This is a genomic window from Flavobacterium foetidum (assembly GCF_004634245.1).
Classification (GTDB): Bacteria; Bacteroidota; Bacteroidia; order Flavobacteriales; family Flavobacteriaceae; genus Flavobacterium; species Flavobacterium foetidum.
Map to the genome: position 1 here is coordinate 69,173 of NZ_SJTF01000014.1, position 16,952 is coordinate 86,124.

Genomic DNA, 16,952 nt, shown 5'->3' on the forward strand with positions numbered 1-16,952 from the left:
GCGATAAAACATTATTCCCAAAAAAAAATAAACTTACATAAATGAAATGTGTATTAGTAACAGGCGGTTCACGAGGAATTGGAAGTGCAATTTGTAAAAAATTAGCCGTAGAATCCGATTATCATATTCTTATAAATTATCATTCGAATAAAACAGCTGCCGAAGAAACATTGCAGGAAATACAAAAACTTGGTGCAACCGGAGAAATCTTAGGTTTTGATGTTGCTGATTTTGATGCTGTACAAAATACTTTAACAAAATGGCAAGAAGAGAATCCTGAAGCAATCGTAGAAGCAATTGTAAACAATGCCGGAATAACAAAAGACGGTCTTTTTATGTGGATGACTCCTCAAGACTGGAACGGTGTAATGAATACGAGTGTAAATGGTTTCTTTAACGTAACACAGTTTTTCATTCAGAAAATGCTGCGCAATAAATTCGGCCGAATTGTAAACATTGTTTCAGTTTCGGGCGTAAAAGGTACAGCAGGGCAAACCAATTATTCTGCGGCTAAAGGTGCAATCGTAGCAGCGACAAAAGCACTAGCACAAGAAGTCGCAAAAAGAAACATTACCGTAAATGCTGTTGCACCAGGATTTATAAGAACCGATATGACCAGCGAATTGGACGAAAAAGAATTGTTAAGACTAATTCCGGTAAACCGTTTTGGAGAAGCCGAGGAAGTTGCAGATCTTGTAAGCTTTTTGATTTCTAAAAAAGCAAGTTATATTACAGGAGAAATTATTAATATTAACGGCGGAATATATTCATAGAGAATACTATGTTTGCGAAGTTTGTTTTTAAATTTTTTATTTAACAACTAAAATTTCATGCAAAGACGAAGAGTTTATTTTAAAGAAGCTTAAACAAAAATACTTTGCGACTCTTCGACTTTGCGAGATTAAAAAATAAACAATAGATTAAAAAAAACTTTGTGCCCTTGTTTAAAAAATTACACTTTAAGGATAAAAAATTACTTTGAACGACGATGAATAGAAGAGTTGTAATTACTGGAATGGGAATTTATTCTTGTATCGGAACTTCTTTAGATGAAGTAAAAGAATCTTTATATCAGGGAAAATCTGGTATTCAGTTTGATTCTGAACGAAAAGAATTTGGTTTTCAGTCGGCCTTGACCGGAATGGTTCCGAAAGCTGATTTAAAAAATTTGCTGACCCGCAGACAACGTATGAGCATTGGTGAAGAAACCGAATATGCTTATATGGCAACAATCGAAGCTTTGAAAAACGCCAATATCGACGATGCTTTTTTTGATGAAAGAGAGGTCGGAATTATGTATGGAAACGACAGCGTTTCTAAAGCTGTCATCGAAGCTACTGATATTGTGCGTGACAAAAAAGATACTGCCCTTATTGGTTCTGGCGCAATTTTTAAATCGATGAATTCTACAGTAACGATGAATCTTTCGACGATTTTCAAACTTCGAGGCATTAACTTAACCGTTAGTGCGGCCTGTGCCAGTGGTTCTCATTCTATCGGATTGGCTTATTACTTAATCAAAAGTGGTTTTCAGGATATCATCATTACAGGAGGAGCACAGGAAATCAACAAATATGCCATGAGCAGTTTTGATGGTTTGGGCGTCTTTTCGAATAGAGAAAGCGACCCAGAGAAAGCTTCAAGACCTTTTGACGCAGACCGCGACGGACTTATTCCGAGTGGCGGTGGCGCAACTTTAATACTCGAAAGTTATGAATCTGCCATTGCCCGTGGCGCCAATATAATCGCAGAAGTTGTAGGTTACGGATTCTCTTCGAACGGAGGCCACATTTCTACGCCAAATGTAGAAGGTCCTTCAACTGCCATGAAACGTGCCCTTGAAGATGCGCAACTGCAAGCTACCGATATCGAATATATAAATGCTCATGCCACTTCGACACCAGTTGGAGATGCCAACGAAGCCAAAGCGATTTATGAAGTTTTTGGTGAGAAAAATCCTCCAGTGAGTTCGACAAAATCGATGACAGGACACGAATGTTGGATGGCTGGAGCAAGCGAAATAATCTACTCTGTATTAATGATGCAGCACGATTTTATTGCCCCGAACATCAATTTAGAAAACCCAGACGAAGATGCTAAAAAATTAAATTTAGTTAAAACTACGTTAAACAAAAAATTTGACATATTTTTGTCCAATTCTTTCGGGTTCGGAGGAACCAACTCTGCGTTGGTGGTTAAAAAGTTTAAATTGAGCAATGAATAAAGAAGAGATTATAGCAAAAATTAACGGTTTTTTGGTTGATGAATTTGAAGTAGATAATGACGATATTGAACCAGATGCCAATTTAAAGGATACATTAGGATTAGACAGTCTAGATTATGTTGATCTTGTAGTGTCTATCGAGGCTAACTTTGGTGTAAAACTGGTTGAGGCTGATTTTGTCGGAATTGCTACTTTTCAGAATTTCTACGACCTTATCGAGGCTAAACTAAAAGCTAAAGCTGTTTAATGAGTCAATGGGATGGCAAATCTAAAGGTACAGTTTTAGGTTATAAGATATTCGTTTTTTTAATTCAAAAAGCGGGTGTAAAAGCTGCTTACGTCTTACTTTATTTTGTCGCTTCTTATTACTTTCTGTTCTTAAGAAAAAGTAATAAGGCTATCTTTTACTATTTTAAAGAAAGACTTCAGTTTTCCTATTTCAAATCCAAAAAAATGGTTTTCAAAAGTTATTACACTTTTGGACAAACTCTTATTGATAAAATTTCGATTTCGGCAGGAATGCGTAATAAATTTACTTACGAATTTGACGGAATCGAAACTTTAAAAAAACTGCTTGCCGAAAAAAAAGGCGGTGTCTTGATAAGCGCCCATGTTGGCAATTTTGAAATTGCAGAACATTTTTTTGGAGAAATCGACCTCGATTTCCAAATCAATCTCGTTACTACAGATTTAGAGCATTCGGCAATAAAAAATTATCTGGAGACCATTTCTCAGAAACCAGCCGTTAAGTTTATCATTATCAAGGAAGACTTATCGCATATATTCGAGATCAATGCCGCGCTCGCCAATAACGAACTAATCTGTTTTACAGGTGACCGTTATTTTGAAGGCACAAAATCGCTTACAGAAAATCTGCTTGGCAAAGAAGCTAATTTCCCTGCGGGTCCGTTTTTAATCGCCTCAAGATTAAAAGCTCCTGTGGTTTTTGTCTATGTAATGAAAGAAGAAAATTTGCACTATCATTTGTATGCAAGAGAAGCTGCTGTAAAACATCGCGACGAAAAAGCGCTTTTAAAAGAATATGTAAAAAGTGTCGAAAGCATCTTAGAAAAATATCCGCTGCAATGGTTCAATTATTTCGATTTTTGGAACCAAATCGAGAAATAGCATTTGTTGTTTTGAAAGAAATAACCTATTTAAAAAATTATTCGATTTATTTTTTGCCAACTTTTTTGCTATAAAATACAAGAAAAAACTTGTAAAAACTAGCAATAATTGTTAAAAATACGGTTTTAAAAGGCAAAAATGCGAATCTATAAAAGAAGAAAAATCCTTTTAAATAAATTTAACTATTTTTGCGCTTCCACCAAAGCTAGATAAACTAAATGAAAAATGTTCTCGTAATTTATTATTCACAATCCGGACAATTGGAATCGATTGCACAAAATGTATCGAAACCGTTTCTGGAGTCTGAAGATATAAAGCTGACTTTTTACGAAATTCAGCTGGAGAAGCCTTTCCCTTTTCCATGGAATAAGGATTCGTTTTTTGATGCTTTTCCAGAGTCATTTTTACAGATTCCAGCAACGCTTAAACCAGTACCAGATGAGATTTTAAATACAAAATTCGATTTAGTACTGTTTCACTATCAGGTTTGGTATCTTTCACCTTCCATCCCGATAAATTCTTTCTTGAAAAGCAACGATGCTAAAAAGATTTTAAACGGAACGCCAGTTATCACAATCAGTGGTTCTAGAAACATGTGGATCATGGCTCAGGAAAAAATAAAAGTACTGCTGAAAGAAGCTAACGCAGATTTGGTCGGAAATATTGCATTGGTTGATCGTGTTGGAAATTTAATCAGCGTGATTACCATTGTAGAATGGATGTTCTCTGGGGTAAAGAAAAAGTATCTCGGAATTTTTCCCTTACCTGGAGTTTCAGAAAAAGATATTCGCGAGTCAGATCAGTTCGGAAAAATTATGGCAGATGCGCTTCATCAGAACAATCTAGCCAATTTACAGCCAAAACTGGTTGCCGCAGGAGGAGTAAGAATCAGTTCGTATTTAGTAACTGTTGACAAAACGGCCAATAAAATTTTCAATAAATGGTCAAATCTCATTTATAAAAATCAAAAAAACCGAAAAAAGCTTTTAAAAGTATTTAATGTTTATTTATTCCTTGCGATTTGGTTAATCTCACCAATAGTGTATATATTGCACCTGATTACTTACCCGCTTAAGCTAACGAAAATAAAAAAGGAAACTCAGTATTATCAAGGAGTTTAGAAGACGAAATTTAAATTATGTTTGACGTATACATTACAAAGGCTGCAAAATATTTGCCGAATGAAGCTGTTTCAAATGATGAAATGGAATCCTATTTAGGTTTAATCAACGACACTGCTTCAAAAGCAAGACGTATTATTTTGCGCAACAATAAAATTACAAGCCGTTATTATGCTGTTGACAAAAACGGAAAAAGCACGCACAATAATGCAGAGTTAACCCGCAACGCTATTGTACAGCTTTTTGATGAGGATTTTACGCCTCAGGATTTAGAAGTTCTTTCATGCGGAACCTCAACGCCTGATATTTTCCTTCCATCACATGCCGCTATGGTGCACGGATTATTGCAAAACAAATCAGTTGAGCTTAATTCGTCTACAGGGGTATGCTGTGCGGGAATGAATTCCTTAAAATTCGGTTTCCTTTCGGTACGTTCTGGCAACTCCAAAAATGCAGTTTGTACGGGATCAGAAAAAGTTTCGACTTGGCTTATTGCTCAAAAGTATAAAACCGAAGTTGAAAATTTGAAAAACTTAGAAGAACAGCCTATTATTGCGTTCAAGAAAGATTTTTTAAGATGGATGCTTTCAGATGGAGCGGGCGCCTTTTTATTGGAAAACAAGCCTAAAGGTGAGATTTCTTTAAAAATTGAATGGATGGAAGCTTTTTCGTATGCTTACGAATTAGAGACATGCATGTATGCGGGAGGTGATAAATTAGAAAACGGCGATATTAAGCCATGGAGCGAATACGAACCAGAAGAATTATTGACCGAATCGGTGTTTGCAATCAAACAAGATGTAAAATTATTAGATGAATTTATCCTGACAAAAGGTGCAGAAAGCATGAAAGATGCCATGGATAAAAACAATATCAAGTCTGAAGATGTCAACTATTTTATTCCTCACGTTTCTTCTAACTTCTTTGTTGAAGGTTTGAAAAAAGGACTTGTCGAAAAAGGCATCGGAATGAGTGATGAGAAATGGTTTATGAATCTCTCAAGAGTAGGAAATGTTGGTTCTGCCTCTATTTACCTAGCTTTGGAAGAATTGATGAATTCAGGAAAACTGAAAAAAGGCGAACACATTCTTTTATCTGTTCCTGAAAGCGGAAGATTCTCATTCGCATATGCGTATTTAACTGTTTGCTAAAATGGAAACATTGACTCTTTTAGAAAAAAATACTGTCGAAGATTTACTGCCTCAAAAGTTTCCTTTTGTAATGGTAGATACTATGCATTCGTATTCTGAAATTTCATTGATTTCAGGATTAACAATACAGAGCGATAATATCTTTGTAAATAACAATATTTTTCTAGAAGCCGGTTTAATAGAACACATGGCGCAGTCTGTAGCATTGCATACCGGATATCAGTTTTCTTTAAAAAACGAAGCCTCCCCAACGGGATACATTGGCTCTATTAAAGAAATTACAATCACTAAACTTCCGAAGCTTAACGATTCTATCCAGTCAGAAGTTACTATTTTGCAGGAATTTGCCGGAATTACGCTGGTAAATATTGTTACGACATTAAATAACGAAGAAATAGCCCGTGGACAAATGAAAACCGTCTTGGCAAAATAAAAACAAATCATGCAAACAACTTCTACCGTTGACATACAAAATTATCTGCCACACCGAGCACCTTTGCTTATGGTCGATTTAATTTTGAATATTGATGCCAGCTCGGTAGAAACGATCTTTTTTATAGAAAAAGACAATGTTTTTGTAGACAACGATGTTTTTATCGAAGCGGGATTAATCGAAAATACAGCACAGACCTGCTCGGCTATTGTTGGGAAAAAATATTTTCTTGACGAAAGCGGCATAGAAAATGAAAACGTAAATGTAATCGGATTTATCAGTGCTTTGAAAAGCGTCAAAATACATGCACTGCCAAAAGTCGGCGATACTATTCTAACCAAAGCCTCTTTGGTTTCAAAGTTTCCAACAGAAGATTATACTTTATGCACCATGAGCTGCAAAAGCTTTTTGGAAAATCAGATTCTCTTAGAATGCGAAATCAATTTGTTTATTCAGAAGATAGTTCCGGCTTAATGATTTAAAACAAATCACTTAGAATTTATTTATTTTGTAAAGAAAAAAGAGAAATCTGTATTTTGGAAACCACAGATTTTTAATAATTAGTTTATGTCTGGAAACGACCTTTATATTCTAATAACTTAAATTAGCACTATGGAAAAAGAAAATGTACCACAGGATAAAAGCAATTTAACAAAAAATAATGTAAAGGAGCTTTTGTATGCAACCGATGAAAACGGAGAATATACCACAACCTTAAGTACAGGCTGGGAGCCAAAAACTATTGCGCTTTCCAATTCAATCGACGAAATCAACGAACGCATTGCCGATGCAAAACAACAGGTTCAAAACGGTGAAGCAAGTCCGATTGTTTATTTCATGGAACTTAATAAAATGGATTTGAACATTCTTTCAAGCTATGTGGGCTTGTGGAAATGGCGCGTAAAAAGACATTTTAAACCAGGTGTCTTTGCAAAACTAAATGATAAAACTTTAAAAAAATACGCTGATACTTTTGAAATTTCCATCGAAGAACTAAAAAACAGCATTACCAAATAATGGAGTTACCTTTTACACATCATCAATCTGCACACTGCGAAAATGGAGTAGCTTCTAATCTGCTTAAAAGCAACGGACTCAATATTAGTGAACCAATGGTTTTTGGTATTGGTTCGGGTCTATTTTTCGTATATCTTCCTTTCTTAAAAGTCAATCATGCGCCGGCTATTAGTTACAGAACTTTGCCTGGACAGATTTTTAATAAAGTGGCGAAACGCTTGAATTTAAAAATAAAAAGACAGAAATTTTCTTCTGTAAGCGCAGCAAGCAAAGCTTTAGACGAAAATTTAAAAAATAACATTCTAACAGGATTACAAGTTGGTGTTTATCATCTAAGTTATTTTCCTGATGAATACCGCTTTCATTTCAATGCACATAATTTAGTCGTTTACGGAAAAACCGAAACCGACTATTTGGTGAGTGACCCAGTAATGGAAACTGTTACCACTTTGACTCACGAAGAAATGGAAAAAGTCCGTTTTGCCAAAGGGGCGTTTGCGCCGCGAGGACAAATGTACTACCCTATCCAGATTCCTGAAGATGTCGATCTAAAGAGTGCAATCATTAAAGGAATCAAAAATACTTGTCGCGATATGTTGGCGCCATTTCCTCTTGTTGGTGTGGGCGGCATAAAATATGTCTCGAAACGTATTAGAAAATGGCCGTCAAAATACGGAGCCAAAAAAGCCAATCATTACTTGGCGCAAATGGTTCGTATGCAAGAAGAAATTGGAACCGGTGGCGGTGGTTTTCGTTTTATTTATGCCGCATTTCTTCAGGAAGCTTCGGTAATTTTAGGAAACGAAGAACTAAAAGAACTTTCTAAAGAAATGACAAAAATTGGTGATTCATGGCGTGATTTTGCTGTTGAAGCTTCCCGTATTTACAAAAACAGAAGCGCTAAAGAAGATGCCTACAACATTATTGCCGATGAACTTTTGGACATTGCCAATAGAGAAGAAATCTTTTTTAAAAAATTAAAAAAAGCGATTAGCTAAAAAATATTTTGCAGCCTATAATACAAATACGATCCCTTTCGAAAAAGTACAAAAATGCAGAAATGTATTCTTTGAACAATGTTTCGCTTGACATAAATGAAGGACAGGTTTTTGGTCTGCTCGGACCAAACGGAGCAGGAAAAACAACACTGATTTCTATGCTCTGCGGTTTGGTTAAGCCAACATCGGGAAGCTTTACCATTGATGGCTTAAATTATACCAGCCATTCATCAAAAATTAAAAAAATAATTGGTGTAGTTCCTCAAGAATATGCACTTTATCCGACCTTGACAGCTAGAGAAAACCTTCATTATTTTGGAAGTATGTACGGCTTAAAAGGTGCCGATTTAAAAGATAAAGTAATTGAAGCTCTTGACCGTTTGGGGCTTTTGAAATTTGCAGACAAAGCCGTTGAAACTTTTTCGGGCGGAATGAAACGCCGTGTTAATCTGATTGCAGGAATTCTACACAATCCGAAAGTCTTGTTTTTGGATGAACCAACTGTTGGTGTTGATGTTCATTCTAAAAATGCTATTATGGAGTACCTTAAAGTACTGAATCAAAACGGAACAACAATTATTTACACTTCACATCATTTGGCAGAAGCAGAAGATTTCTGTACCAATATTGCTATTTTAGACCAAGGTCAGATTTATGCCAAAGGAACTCCATCGGACTTAATTAACGATACAGCAGAAGCACGTAATCTTGAAGATGTTTTTATTTCATTAACCGGTAAAGCCCTGAGAGATGGTATATAAAATTTGGATGTCGGTTGTAAAAGAATTTCTTCTTTTAAAGAGAGATTTGGGCGGATTGATTATTCTGTTTGTAATGCCGTTGGTCTTGGTTATTACTGTAACCTTAATTCAGGACAGCACTTTTAAATCAGTAAGCGATTCAAAAATTTCTATTTTATTGGTCGATAACGATAAAGGAACTGTTTCTAAAACCGTTTTTGAGAATTTAGAAAAAAGTAATCTGTTCAGCATTGTAACACAGATAGATCATAAAAACATTACCGAAGATATCGCCAGAGAAAATGTCTACAAAGGAAAATTTCAGCTGGCAATAGTAATTCCCGAAAATTTAAGTTCTGATTTGCAAGCCAAAGTAGATCAAAATGTAGAAAAAATTGTGAGCAGTCTAGGTTTGACTGATAGCACTGCAACAAAAGAACCGCAAAGAGAAATTAAAGAAAAAGAAGTAAAACTGTATTTTGATCCAGCGGTTCAGATGAGCTTTAAAAATGCGGTCATGAGTTCAATCGACAAAATGATTTCGCAGATTGAAACCAAATCGATTTACACCACTTTTGAAAAACAATTAGGGGAAGGATCTACTGATTTTGAACAAAAGAGTTTTATTACTTTCAAAGAAATAATTCCAAAAATCAATAATAAAGAAGTACGTCCTAATTCTGTACAGCACAATGTTCCGGCTTGGACACTTTTTGCGATTTTTTTTATCGTAATTCCGTTGTCTATTAACATTGTAAAAGAAAAATCACAAGGAACTTTTGTACGATTGAGAACCAATCCGGTTTCTAATTTAGTTGTAATTATCGGTAAAACGATTACGTACACCATTATCTGTATGATTCAGTTTTATATGATGGTAGCGGTTGCGGTATTTTTATTTCCTTCCATCGGATTACCTTCTTTAAATATAGAAGGCCATTTATTAATGATGAGCGTTGTGGCATTGTTTTCTGGTTTTGCGGCTATTGGTTACGGAATCTTATTGGGTACTGTTGCGAGTACTCAGGAACAATCTGCCCCATTTGGAGCCACAAGCGTAATCATCCTTGCTGCTGTGGGCGGCGTTTGGGTTCCTGTTTTTGCAATGCCCAAAATCATGCAGTACATTGCTAAGTCGTCGCCGATGAACTGGGCTCTTGAAGCTTTTTACGATGTTTTGTTAAGAAGCGTTTCTTTTGCAGAAATTCTTCCAAAAATAGCGCTCCTGTTTTTGTTTTTCATTATCACAACCTACATTGCATTATTCTATGACAAAAAGAAAAGAACAGTATAACGAAGCTTCTGGACTAACTGTTTCACACGAAATCCGAATTCGTTTTAACGAAACTGATCCGCTTGGAATCGTATGGCACGGCAATTACATTACTTATTTTGAAGATGGACGTGAAGCTTTTGGACGTGAACACGGATTGACTTATTTAGATATTGCCGCAACGGGCTATATAACGCCAATTGTAAAATCAACCTGTGAACATAAATTATCTTTGCGTTACGGAGATGTGGTCACAATCGAAACAACAGTGGTAGACACACCGGCCGCCAAAATGATTTATCGTTTTAAAATTATTGATGAAAAAGGAGAAGTTGCCTGCACAGGCGAAACGACTCAGGTTTTTTTAGATAAGGAAGGAAATTTAATGTTGACCAATCCGCCTTTCTATGAAGAATGGAAACGAAAAGTGGGATTATTGAAATAGTTTTTTCTTTCCTGCAAGGTTTCCAAAACCTTGTAGGTATAAATAATTAAGATTGATACAAATCTGTTTGAAACCATTTTTGAAGATAAAGCTTTTAAATAAAAACATACCTACAAGGTTTTTGGAAACCTTGCAGGAGAAATCGAGAATCATAAAATGTTAAGAGAAATTTACATTACAGAAACAAATTGTATCACGCCTTTAGGTTTTGATGTTGAATCAAATGTTGAAGCGATTCTTCGCGGCGATTCGGGCATTCAGATTCATAATGACATTTCTTTGATGCCGAATTCATTTTATGCGTCTATCATTTCAGATGAAAAAATAAACAGTGCTTTTTCAAAAATCAGTGATGAAACCCAATATTCTCGTTTAGAAAAAATGATGATTCTGGCTTTAGAACCGATTATCAAAAATTCTAAAGTCGAATTAAATTCAAAAACTGCCTTTTTACTTTCTACTACAAAAGGAAATGTAACGGCTTTAAGAGACAATTCTGAAGAAAGTTTCAACAACGCACATTTAGATGTTTTGGCGAAAAACATTTCAGATTTCTTCGGGTTTCAGACACAGCCAATCGTAGTTTCAAATGCCTGCGTTTCTGGAATTTTAGCCGTTTCAATTGCTAAAAGAATGATCCAGTCAGGGCTTTACGATAATGTTTTTGTAGCAGCGGGCGATGAAGTTTCAGAATTTGTTTTGTCTGGTTTTAATGCTTTTCAGGCCATGAGCGAACTTCCTTGCAAACCGTATTCTAAAAACAGAACTGGAGTAAGTTTAGGCGAAGCAACCGCAGCAGTTTTAGTTTCGGCGAATCCGGCAACTGCCAAAATAAAAATCATCGGCGACAGTTCTATAAACGATGCGAATCATATTTCGGGACCGTCAAGAACAGGTGAAGGTTTGTTTTTGAGTATTCAGAATGCTTTGAAAGAAGCTCAAATTGACAAGCAAAAATTAGATTATATTTCAGCCCACGGAACGGCAACTCCTTATAATGACGAAATGGAGGCAATTGCTTTAAATCGTTTAGGTTTACAAAACGTTCCTGTAAATAGTTTAAAAGGTTTTTACGGTCATACCTTAGGAGCTTCGGGATTATTGGAAACAGTAATCGCAATAGAATCTGCCAATCAAAATACGCTTTTTGAATCAAAAGGTTTTGATGAAATTGGAGTTAGCGAAACTATCAATGTGATTGAGAAAAATGAAGAAGCAACTATTGAATATTTTTTGAAAACGGCTTCTGGATTTGGAGGTTGTAATACGGCTGTGGTTTTTGAAAAGATGAAATGAAATGGAAAATAATGAAACAAATTTTATAATTTATAACAACCCAAACGGAAATGTTAGGGTCGATGTAATTGTGCAAGATGAAACTATTTGGCTTACACAAAAAGGTATGAGTGAGTTGTTTGATACTACAACTCAAAACATTACAACACATTTAAAAAATATTTTTGGAACAGGAGAATTAGAAGAAAATTCAACTTGTAAAGAAATTTTACAAGTTCAACTTGAAGGCAATCGTCAAGTTTCCAGAAATCAAAAATTTTATAATCTTGATGTCATTATATCAGTAGGTTATAGAGTAAACTCAACAAAAGCGACACAATTTAGAATCTGGGCTACACAAGCCTTAAAAGAATATATAATAAAAGGATTTATTTTAGATGATGAACGTCTAAAACAAGGACAAACCGTTTTTGGTAAAGATTATTTCAAAGAATTACTACGTAGAGTACGTTCAATCCGAGCCAGCGAACGTCGAATTTACCAACAAGTAAGTGATATTTTCGCAGAATGTAGTATTGATTATGATAGAAATTCGGATATAACAAAGAATTTTTATGCTATGGTTCAAAATAAATTTCACTTTGCTATAACTGGAAATACGGCTGCAGAAATCATTCATAAACTTGTGGACAAAAAGAAAGACAATATGGGGCTTACCACTTGGAAAAATGCTCCAGAAGGAAGAATCATAAAATCTGACGTAATTGTCGCCAAAAATTATTTACAAGAAAAAGAAATTAATCAATTAGAGAGAACAGTTACAGGCTATTTTGATTATAGAAGGTTTAATCGAAAGAGAAAATACTTTTACTATGGAACAATTAGCTGAAAGTGTTAATAAATTTCTTTCTTTCAATGAATACAAAATATTAGAAGGAAAAGGCAGAATCTCGAAACTTCAAGCAGATAAAAAAGCGATTAAAGAATATGATGAGTTTAATAAAACTCAAAAAATAATTTCGGATTTTGATAAAGAAATAAAGAAAATCAGAAGATAAAACAACATATCATCATTCCTCCTTAATTAAATGACTCAAAACAAAACCAACATACAATCTTATATCAAAATCGAAAACAACGAAATTGTTCTCGACGGAACTTCTGTTTTTAAAATCGAGCCAACCGATTTTAGCGATTTCTCGAAACAAGCGTATCGTCATTTTGAAATGCAATATCCAAAGTTTTTTAAAATGGATGCTTTGAGCAAATTGGCTTTTCTTGGTGCAGAACTGCTTTTGAGTCCGATAACATCAGAAGAAAAAGAAAATAATATTGCTTTGATTTTGGCTAATAAATCGTCAAGTTTAGATACCGATGTCAAACATCAGGAATCAATTTCAGACAAAGAAAACTATTTTCCGAGCCCAGCAATCTTTGTTTACACGCTGCCAAATATTTGTTTGGGCGAAATAAGTATCCGTCATCAGCTGAAAAGTGAAAATTCTTTCTTTATATTTGACACCTTTAATACCGAATTCATGTCCAATTATTCTAGTATTCTTCTGAATACGAATAAAGCAGATATGGTTTTATGCGGATGGGTAGAATTTTTTAATGACAATTATAAAGCTTTTCTTTGCACCCTCGGTACAGAAGAAAAAACAGAGTTTAAAAACGAAACAATCAATACATTATACAATAAATAATCATGGAAGCATTAAAAGCAGAATTAAAAAACAAAATCATTACTACTCTTAACCTGGAAGATATCGCAGTTGAAGATATTGCAGATAACGATCCATTGTTTGGAGACGGTTTAGGTTTAGACTCGATTGATGCACTTGAATTGATCGTGATTTTAGATAAAGATTACGGAATTAAATTAGTTGATCCGAAAGAAGGAAAATCTATTTTTCAATCTATCGAAACTATGGCTGCGTATATTGACGCAAACAGAACGAAATAGTTTCCATCCAATCAACTTTGTCAAAGTCTGAACCTTTGACAAAGTTCAAATCTAAAATCTAAAATCATAAATCTAAAATTAGATGAAAGGTGTTGCCATAACCGGAATGGGAATTATTTCTGCGATTGGAAATTCAGTCGAAGAAAATTACATTTCGCTAATCGAAAATAAAATCGGTGTCTCTGAAATTCAAAATATTTCAACCATTCATGCAAATGTGATTAAAGTTGGTGAAATCAAAAAAACCAATGAAGAGCTGATCGCAGCATTGCAATTAAATGACAGTAATAATTTTTCTAGAACTGCAATGATCGGTACTTTGGCAGCCAAGCAAGCTGTTCAAAATGCCGGGATTACGTCTATAAACGAATTCAGAACCGGGCTAATTTCTGCAACCAGTGTTGGAGGTATGGACATGACCGAAAAATATTATTACGATTATTTCGAAAAACCGGAATTGGTAAAATACATTACCTGTCATGACGGCGGAGATGTAGCAGAAAAAATTGCTGAAGAATTAGGATTAAAAGGCATGGTTACCACAATTAGCACTGCTTGTTCTTCTGCAGCAAATTCGATTATGCTGGGCGCAAGGCTTATTAAAACCGGTAAACTAGACCGAGTGATTGTAGGTGGTGCAGATGCTTTGGCTAAATTCACCATCAACGGATTTAAGACTTTGATGATTTTATCTGACGATTACAACAAACCTTTTGACAATAACCGAAAAGGATTAAATCTTGGAGAAGCTGCTGCTTATCTGGTTTTAGAATCAGATGATTTGGTGGCAAAGCAAAACAAGAAAGTTCTGGCAAGAGTTTCTGGATACGGAAATGCCAACGATGCTTTTCATCAGACCGCTTCTTCAGAAAATGGAGACGGCGCATTTCTTGCCATGAAAAAAGCTTTTGAAGTTTCGGGCTTACAACCTTCACAAATAGATTATATCAATGTACACGGAACGGCTACTCCCAATAACGATTTGTCTGAAGGACGTGCCATAAACCGAATTTACGGTGAAGAAAAAGTTCCTGATTTTAGCTCAACAAAACCTTTTACAGGCCACACTTTGGCAGCTGCAGCCGCAATCGAAGCTGTTTACAGTGTTTTGGCGATACAGAATAACGTGGTGTATCCAAATCTGAATTTTGAAACCCAAATGGAAGAATTTGATTTGAAACCGCAAACTACCTTAAAAAACAAAAATATCGAACACGTTTTATCTAACTCTTTCGGTTTTGGAGGAAATTGTTCAACACTTATATTTTCTAAAAGCTAATGAAATCGCCAAGATTCCCAATAAAAAACAAAATGAAGAACGGCGATACCATATTCCTTAAAAAAAACAATATAATCTTCGTATGACAAAAAAAACATATATAAATGGAGTAGGCTGTATTTCAACTCAAAAAACATTTGATACTGTTTTTTTAGAAGAAGCTGTTGTTAATCATGATGAAAATGTGTTTGCAATTGTAACGCCTGCGTACAAAGAATACATTTCGCCTGCAGCAAGCCGACGAATGGCAAAGGGCGTAAAAAATGGCATTGTTGCTTCTGCTCTAGCCATGAAAGATGCTAACGTAGAAAAAGTGGACGCCATTATTACCGGAACCGGTTTAGGATGCATCGAAGATTCTGAGAAATTCCTAAAAGGCATTCTAGACAATAATGAAGAATTTTTAACTCCGACTTCTTTTATTCAATCTACCCATAATACTGTGGGAGCGCAGATTGCTCTTTTACAGCAATGCAAAGGCTATAACTTTACTTACGTAAATGGTGCTGTTTCTTTTGAATCGGCTCTTTTGGATGCGAAAATGCAGATTGAAGAAAACGAAGCAGATTCTATCTTAGTTGGCGGTGTTGACGAAAATGGCGATTATACTACTGCCCTTTTCAAATTAAACGGCCGAATCAAACAAGATAACAATGCTCCTTACGATGTTTTAAATTCTGAAACAAGTGGTGCTGTTTACGGAGAAGGTGCTAGTTTTTTTGTTTTAGAAAACGAAAAAAAAGAAAATACATATGCAGAACTTCTCGACATTTCTCTCATAAATACTTTGGAAGAAAATGAAGTTGAACCTGCCATAAAATCTTTCTTAAAATCAAATCATTTAGACGTTTCAGATATTGACGCTGTCGTTTTAGGTTTTGACGGAAATGCGACTTTCGAAAATTATTATAGAAATCTAGCTCAAAATGCTTTTGCTGAGACAACTGTTCTATATTACAAACATTTGAGTGGTGAATATGATACGGCTTCGGCTTTTGGTTTTTGGATGGCTTCTAAAATATTGAAAAATCAGGAAGTTCCAGAAATCGTAAAAGTAAATTCGGTTACAAAACCTGTTTATAAAACCGTCTTATTATACAATCAGCTGAACGGAAAAAATCATAGTTTTACGCTGCTTCAAAATGATAACGCATAAAAACATATCGATATTTTTTATCTTTATTTTACTGATTCTGAATGTTCTGAATTTTTATGTAACAATAAATTTTCTCTGGTTTTTAGGAATAGTTTTAATATGGATGGGAATAAATGCGGTCGGATCATCGATAATTTCTTCCAATTACCACGTAAAAGCCTACTGTAATAACAGGTTTGAAACACAAAAAAAAATCGCCATTACTTTTGATGACGGTCCGAGTATTTATACTTTGGAAGTTTTAGATCTTTTAAAGAAATACAACGCCAAAGCTACATTTTTCTGCATTGGCAAAAATATTGAAGCCCATCCGGAAATAATTCAAAAAGTGATAGCCGAAGGACATTTGGTTGGAAATCATTCCTATTCGCATTCTAAATTTTTCGATTTTTACAATGAAGACAAAATAAGAGAAGAACTCGTAAAGGCCGATTTGTTGCTGGAAAAATTCACTCCCGGAAAAATAAATTTTTTTCGTCCTCCATACGGAGTTACCACTCCTTCGATCAGGAGGGCTTTAAAAAAAACCGGACATAAAGTTATTGGTTGGAATATTCGCTCGCTCGACGGCGGCACTAAAAATCAGGATTTGATTTTAAAACGGATAACTAAACGTGTTTCTCCCGGCGGAATTGTACTTTTGCACGATACGGCATTACATTCGGTTTTGGTATTGGAACAGTTTTTGCAATTTTTGCAGCAACATAATTATCAAGTCGTTTCAATCGAAGAACTTTTGAATCTTAAAGCTTATGATAATTGAATGCGGATAAAACAGCTTACAC

At 35.1% G+C, this 16,952-nt stretch carries 19 protein-coding genes and 1 pseudogene; all 20 read left to right on the forward strand.

All coding sequences use genetic code 11. The annotated features are described in order from the left end of the window. The first annotated feature begins 41 nt into the window (after positions 1 to 41). The 20 genes and pseudogenes from fabG to E0W73_RS17155 all read left to right on the forward strand — a co-directional run bounded on the left by fabG (position 42) and on the right by E0W73_RS17155 (position 16,930). A complete protein-coding gene (gene fabG / locus E0W73_RS17060; protein WP_135223250.1) occupies positions 42 to 773 on the forward strand; it encodes a 3-oxoacyl-ACP reductase FabG in 732 nt (243 codons plus the stop codon). Positions 774 to 988: 215 nt separating this feature from the next. Beyond that, positions 989 to 2,224, forward strand: a complete 1,236-nt coding sequence (locus E0W73_RS17065) for a beta-ketoacyl-[acyl-carrier-protein] synthase family protein (RefSeq protein ID WP_135223251.1) — start codon at positions 989 to 991, stop codon at positions 2,222 to 2,224. After that, positions 2,217 to 2,471: an acyl carrier protein gene (locus tag E0W73_RS17070; protein ID WP_135223252.1), complete on the forward strand. Its 255-nt coding sequence runs from the start codon at positions 2,217 to 2,219 to the stop codon at positions 2,469 to 2,471. Before E0W73_RS17065 ends, E0W73_RS17070 begins: the two co-directional genes overlap by 8 nt. Continuing rightward, positions 2,471 to 3,352: an LpxL/LpxP family acyltransferase gene (locus E0W73_RS17075; RefSeq protein WP_135223253.1), complete on the forward strand. Its 882-nt coding sequence runs from the start codon at positions 2,471 to 2,473 to the stop codon at positions 3,350 to 3,352. Before E0W73_RS17070 ends, E0W73_RS17075 begins: the two co-directional genes overlap by 1 nt. Before the next feature lie 218 nt (positions 3,353 to 3,570). Next, positions 3,571 to 4,473: an NADPH-dependent FMN reductase family protein gene (locus tag E0W73_RS17080; protein WP_135223254.1), complete on the forward strand. Its 903-nt coding sequence runs from the start codon at positions 3,571 to 3,573 to the stop codon at positions 4,471 to 4,473. Between the two features lie 17 nt (positions 4,474 to 4,490). Next, positions 4,491 to 5,624 (forward strand): beta-ketoacyl-ACP synthase III, encoded by a 1,134-nt coding sequence (locus E0W73_RS17085; RefSeq protein ID WP_135223255.1) that lies wholly within the window; start codon positions 4,491 to 4,493, stop codon positions 5,622 to 5,624. A gap of 1 nt (position 5,625) precedes the next feature. Beyond that, positions 5,626 to 6,057 carry a hypothetical protein gene (locus E0W73_RS17090; protein WP_135223256.1) on the forward strand — a complete coding sequence of 144 codons (432 nt, stop codon included), beginning with the start codon at positions 5,626 to 5,628 and terminating at the stop codon, positions 6,055 to 6,057. Between the two features lie 9 nt (positions 6,058 to 6,066). Then, positions 6,067 to 6,531, forward strand: a complete 465-nt coding sequence (locus E0W73_RS17095) for an ABC transporter permease (protein WP_135223257.1) — start codon at positions 6,067 to 6,069, stop codon at positions 6,529 to 6,531. Between the two features lie 138 nt (positions 6,532 to 6,669). Then, entirely contained in the window at positions 6,670 to 7,074 is a 405-nt protein-coding gene (locus E0W73_RS17100) for a hypothetical protein (protein ID WP_135223258.1), read from the forward strand. Next, positions 7,074 to 8,072, forward strand: coding sequence for a BtrH N-terminal domain-containing protein (locus tag E0W73_RS17105; RefSeq protein ID WP_135223259.1), 999 nt, complete (start codon positions 7,074 to 7,076; stop codon positions 8,070 to 8,072). The genes E0W73_RS17100 and E0W73_RS17105 overlap by 1 nt, the downstream gene beginning before the upstream one ends. Positions 8,073 to 8,134: 62 nt before the next feature. Then, positions 8,135 to 8,833, forward strand: coding sequence for an ABC transporter ATP-binding protein (locus E0W73_RS17110; RefSeq protein ID WP_162847721.1), 699 nt, complete (start codon positions 8,135 to 8,137; stop codon positions 8,831 to 8,833). Further along, positions 8,823 to 10,106, forward strand: coding sequence for an ABC transporter permease (locus E0W73_RS17115; protein ID WP_162847722.1), 1,284 nt, complete (start codon positions 8,823 to 8,825; stop codon positions 10,104 to 10,106). The genes E0W73_RS17110 and E0W73_RS17115 overlap by 11 nt, the downstream gene beginning before the upstream one ends. Further along, a complete protein-coding gene (locus E0W73_RS17120; RefSeq protein WP_135223261.1) occupies positions 10,081 to 10,530 on the forward strand; it encodes an acyl-CoA thioesterase in 450 nt (149 codons plus the stop codon). The genes E0W73_RS17115 and E0W73_RS17120 overlap by 26 nt, the downstream gene beginning before the upstream one ends. Before the next feature lie 156 nt (positions 10,531 to 10,686). Continuing rightward, on the forward strand, positions 10,687 to 11,826 hold the full coding sequence (locus E0W73_RS17125) for a beta-ketoacyl synthase N-terminal-like domain-containing protein (RefSeq protein WP_135223262.1): 1,140 nt from the start codon (positions 10,687 to 10,689) through the stop codon (positions 11,824 to 11,826). Positions 11,827 to 11,932: 106 nt separating this feature from the next. Then, positions 11,933 to 12,824: pseudogene (locus E0W73_RS17130) on the forward strand (virulence RhuM family protein). Positions 12,825 to 12,854: 30 nt separating this feature from the next. Beyond that, entirely contained in the window at positions 12,855 to 13,472 is a 618-nt protein-coding gene (locus E0W73_RS17135; protein ID WP_135223263.1) for a 3-oxoacyl-ACP synthase, read from the forward strand. A gap of 2 nt (positions 13,473 to 13,474) precedes the next feature. After that, on the forward strand, positions 13,475 to 13,732 hold the full coding sequence (locus E0W73_RS17140; RefSeq protein ID WP_135223264.1) for a phosphopantetheine-binding protein: 258 nt from the start codon (positions 13,475 to 13,477) through the stop codon (positions 13,730 to 13,732). An 82-nt stretch (positions 13,733 to 13,814) separates the two neighbouring features. Then, positions 13,815 to 15,011: a beta-ketoacyl-[acyl-carrier-protein] synthase family protein gene (locus E0W73_RS17145; RefSeq protein ID WP_135223265.1), complete on the forward strand. Its 1,197-nt coding sequence runs from the start codon at positions 13,815 to 13,817 to the stop codon at positions 15,009 to 15,011. A gap of 82 nt (positions 15,012 to 15,093) precedes the next feature. Beyond that, entirely contained in the window at positions 15,094 to 16,167 is a 1,074-nt protein-coding gene (locus tag E0W73_RS17150) for a beta-ketoacyl synthase N-terminal-like domain-containing protein (protein WP_135223266.1), read from the forward strand. Positions 16,168 to 16,270: 103 nt separating this feature from the next. Continuing rightward, positions 16,271 to 16,930, forward strand: coding sequence for a polysaccharide deacetylase family protein (locus E0W73_RS17155; protein WP_244248500.1), 660 nt, complete (start codon positions 16,271 to 16,273; stop codon positions 16,928 to 16,930). The last annotated feature ends 22 nt before the right edge of the window (positions 16,931 to 16,952 follow it).

What these genes read in the sequence shown, in the direction of transcription:
- E0W73_RS17065 (WP_135223251.1), top strand. Translation starts at nt 989, where the DNA reads ATGAATAGAAGAGTTGTAATTACTGGAATGGGAATTTATTCTTGTATC.
- E0W73_RS17140 (WP_135223264.1), top strand. Translation starts at nt 13,475, where the DNA reads ATGGAAGCATTAAAAGCAGAATTAAAAAACAAAATCATTACTACTCTT.
- E0W73_RS17095 (WP_135223257.1), top strand. Translation starts at nt 6,067, where the DNA reads ATGCAAACAACTTCTACCGTTGACATACAAAATTATCTGCCACACCGA.
- E0W73_RS17150 (WP_135223266.1), top strand. Translation starts at nt 15,094, where the DNA reads ATGACAAAAAAAACATATATAAATGGAGTAGGCTGTATTTCAACTCAA.
- E0W73_RS17120 (WP_135223261.1), top strand. Translation starts at nt 10,081, where the DNA reads ATGACAAAAAGAAAAGAACAGTATAACGAAGCTTCTGGACTAACTGTT.
- E0W73_RS17125 (WP_135223262.1), top strand. Translation starts at nt 10,687, where the DNA reads ATGTTAAGAGAAATTTACATTACAGAAACAAATTGTATCACGCCTTTA.
- E0W73_RS17110 (WP_162847721.1), top strand. Translation starts at nt 8,135, where the DNA reads ATGTATTCTTTGAACAATGTTTCGCTTGACATAAATGAAGGACAGGTT.
- E0W73_RS17070 (WP_135223252.1), top strand. Translation starts at nt 2,217, where the DNA reads ATGAATAAAGAAGAGATTATAGCAAAAATTAACGGTTTTTTGGTTGAT.
- E0W73_RS17085 (WP_135223255.1), top strand. Translation starts at nt 4,491, where the DNA reads ATGTTTGACGTATACATTACAAAGGCTGCAAAATATTTGCCGAATGAA.
- E0W73_RS17115 (WP_162847722.1), top strand. Translation starts at nt 8,823, where the DNA reads ATGGTATATAAAATTTGGATGTCGGTTGTAAAAGAATTTCTTCTTTTA.
- E0W73_RS17080 (WP_135223254.1), top strand. Translation starts at nt 3,571, where the DNA reads ATGAAAAATGTTCTCGTAATTTATTATTCACAATCCGGACAATTGGAA.
- fabG (WP_135223250.1), top strand. Translation starts at nt 42, where the DNA reads ATGAAATGTGTATTAGTAACAGGCGGTTCACGAGGAATTGGAAGTGCA.
- E0W73_RS17090 (WP_135223256.1), top strand. Translation starts at nt 5,626, where the DNA reads ATGGAAACATTGACTCTTTTAGAAAAAAATACTGTCGAAGATTTACTG.
- E0W73_RS17075 (WP_135223253.1), top strand. Translation starts at nt 2,471, where the DNA reads ATGAGTCAATGGGATGGCAAATCTAAAGGTACAGTTTTAGGTTATAAG.
- E0W73_RS17105 (WP_135223259.1), top strand. Translation starts at nt 7,074, where the DNA reads ATGGAGTTACCTTTTACACATCATCAATCTGCACACTGCGAAAATGGA.
- E0W73_RS17145 (WP_135223265.1), top strand. Translation starts at nt 13,815, where the DNA reads ATGAAAGGTGTTGCCATAACCGGAATGGGAATTATTTCTGCGATTGGA.
- E0W73_RS17135 (WP_135223263.1), top strand. Translation starts at nt 12,855, where the DNA reads ATGACTCAAAACAAAACCAACATACAATCTTATATCAAAATCGAAAAC.
- E0W73_RS17155 (WP_244248500.1), top strand. Translation starts at nt 16,271, where the DNA reads ATGGGAATAAATGCGGTCGGATCATCGATAATTTCTTCCAATTACCAC.
- E0W73_RS17100 (WP_135223258.1), top strand. Translation starts at nt 6,670, where the DNA reads ATGGAAAAAGAAAATGTACCACAGGATAAAAGCAATTTAACAAAAAAT.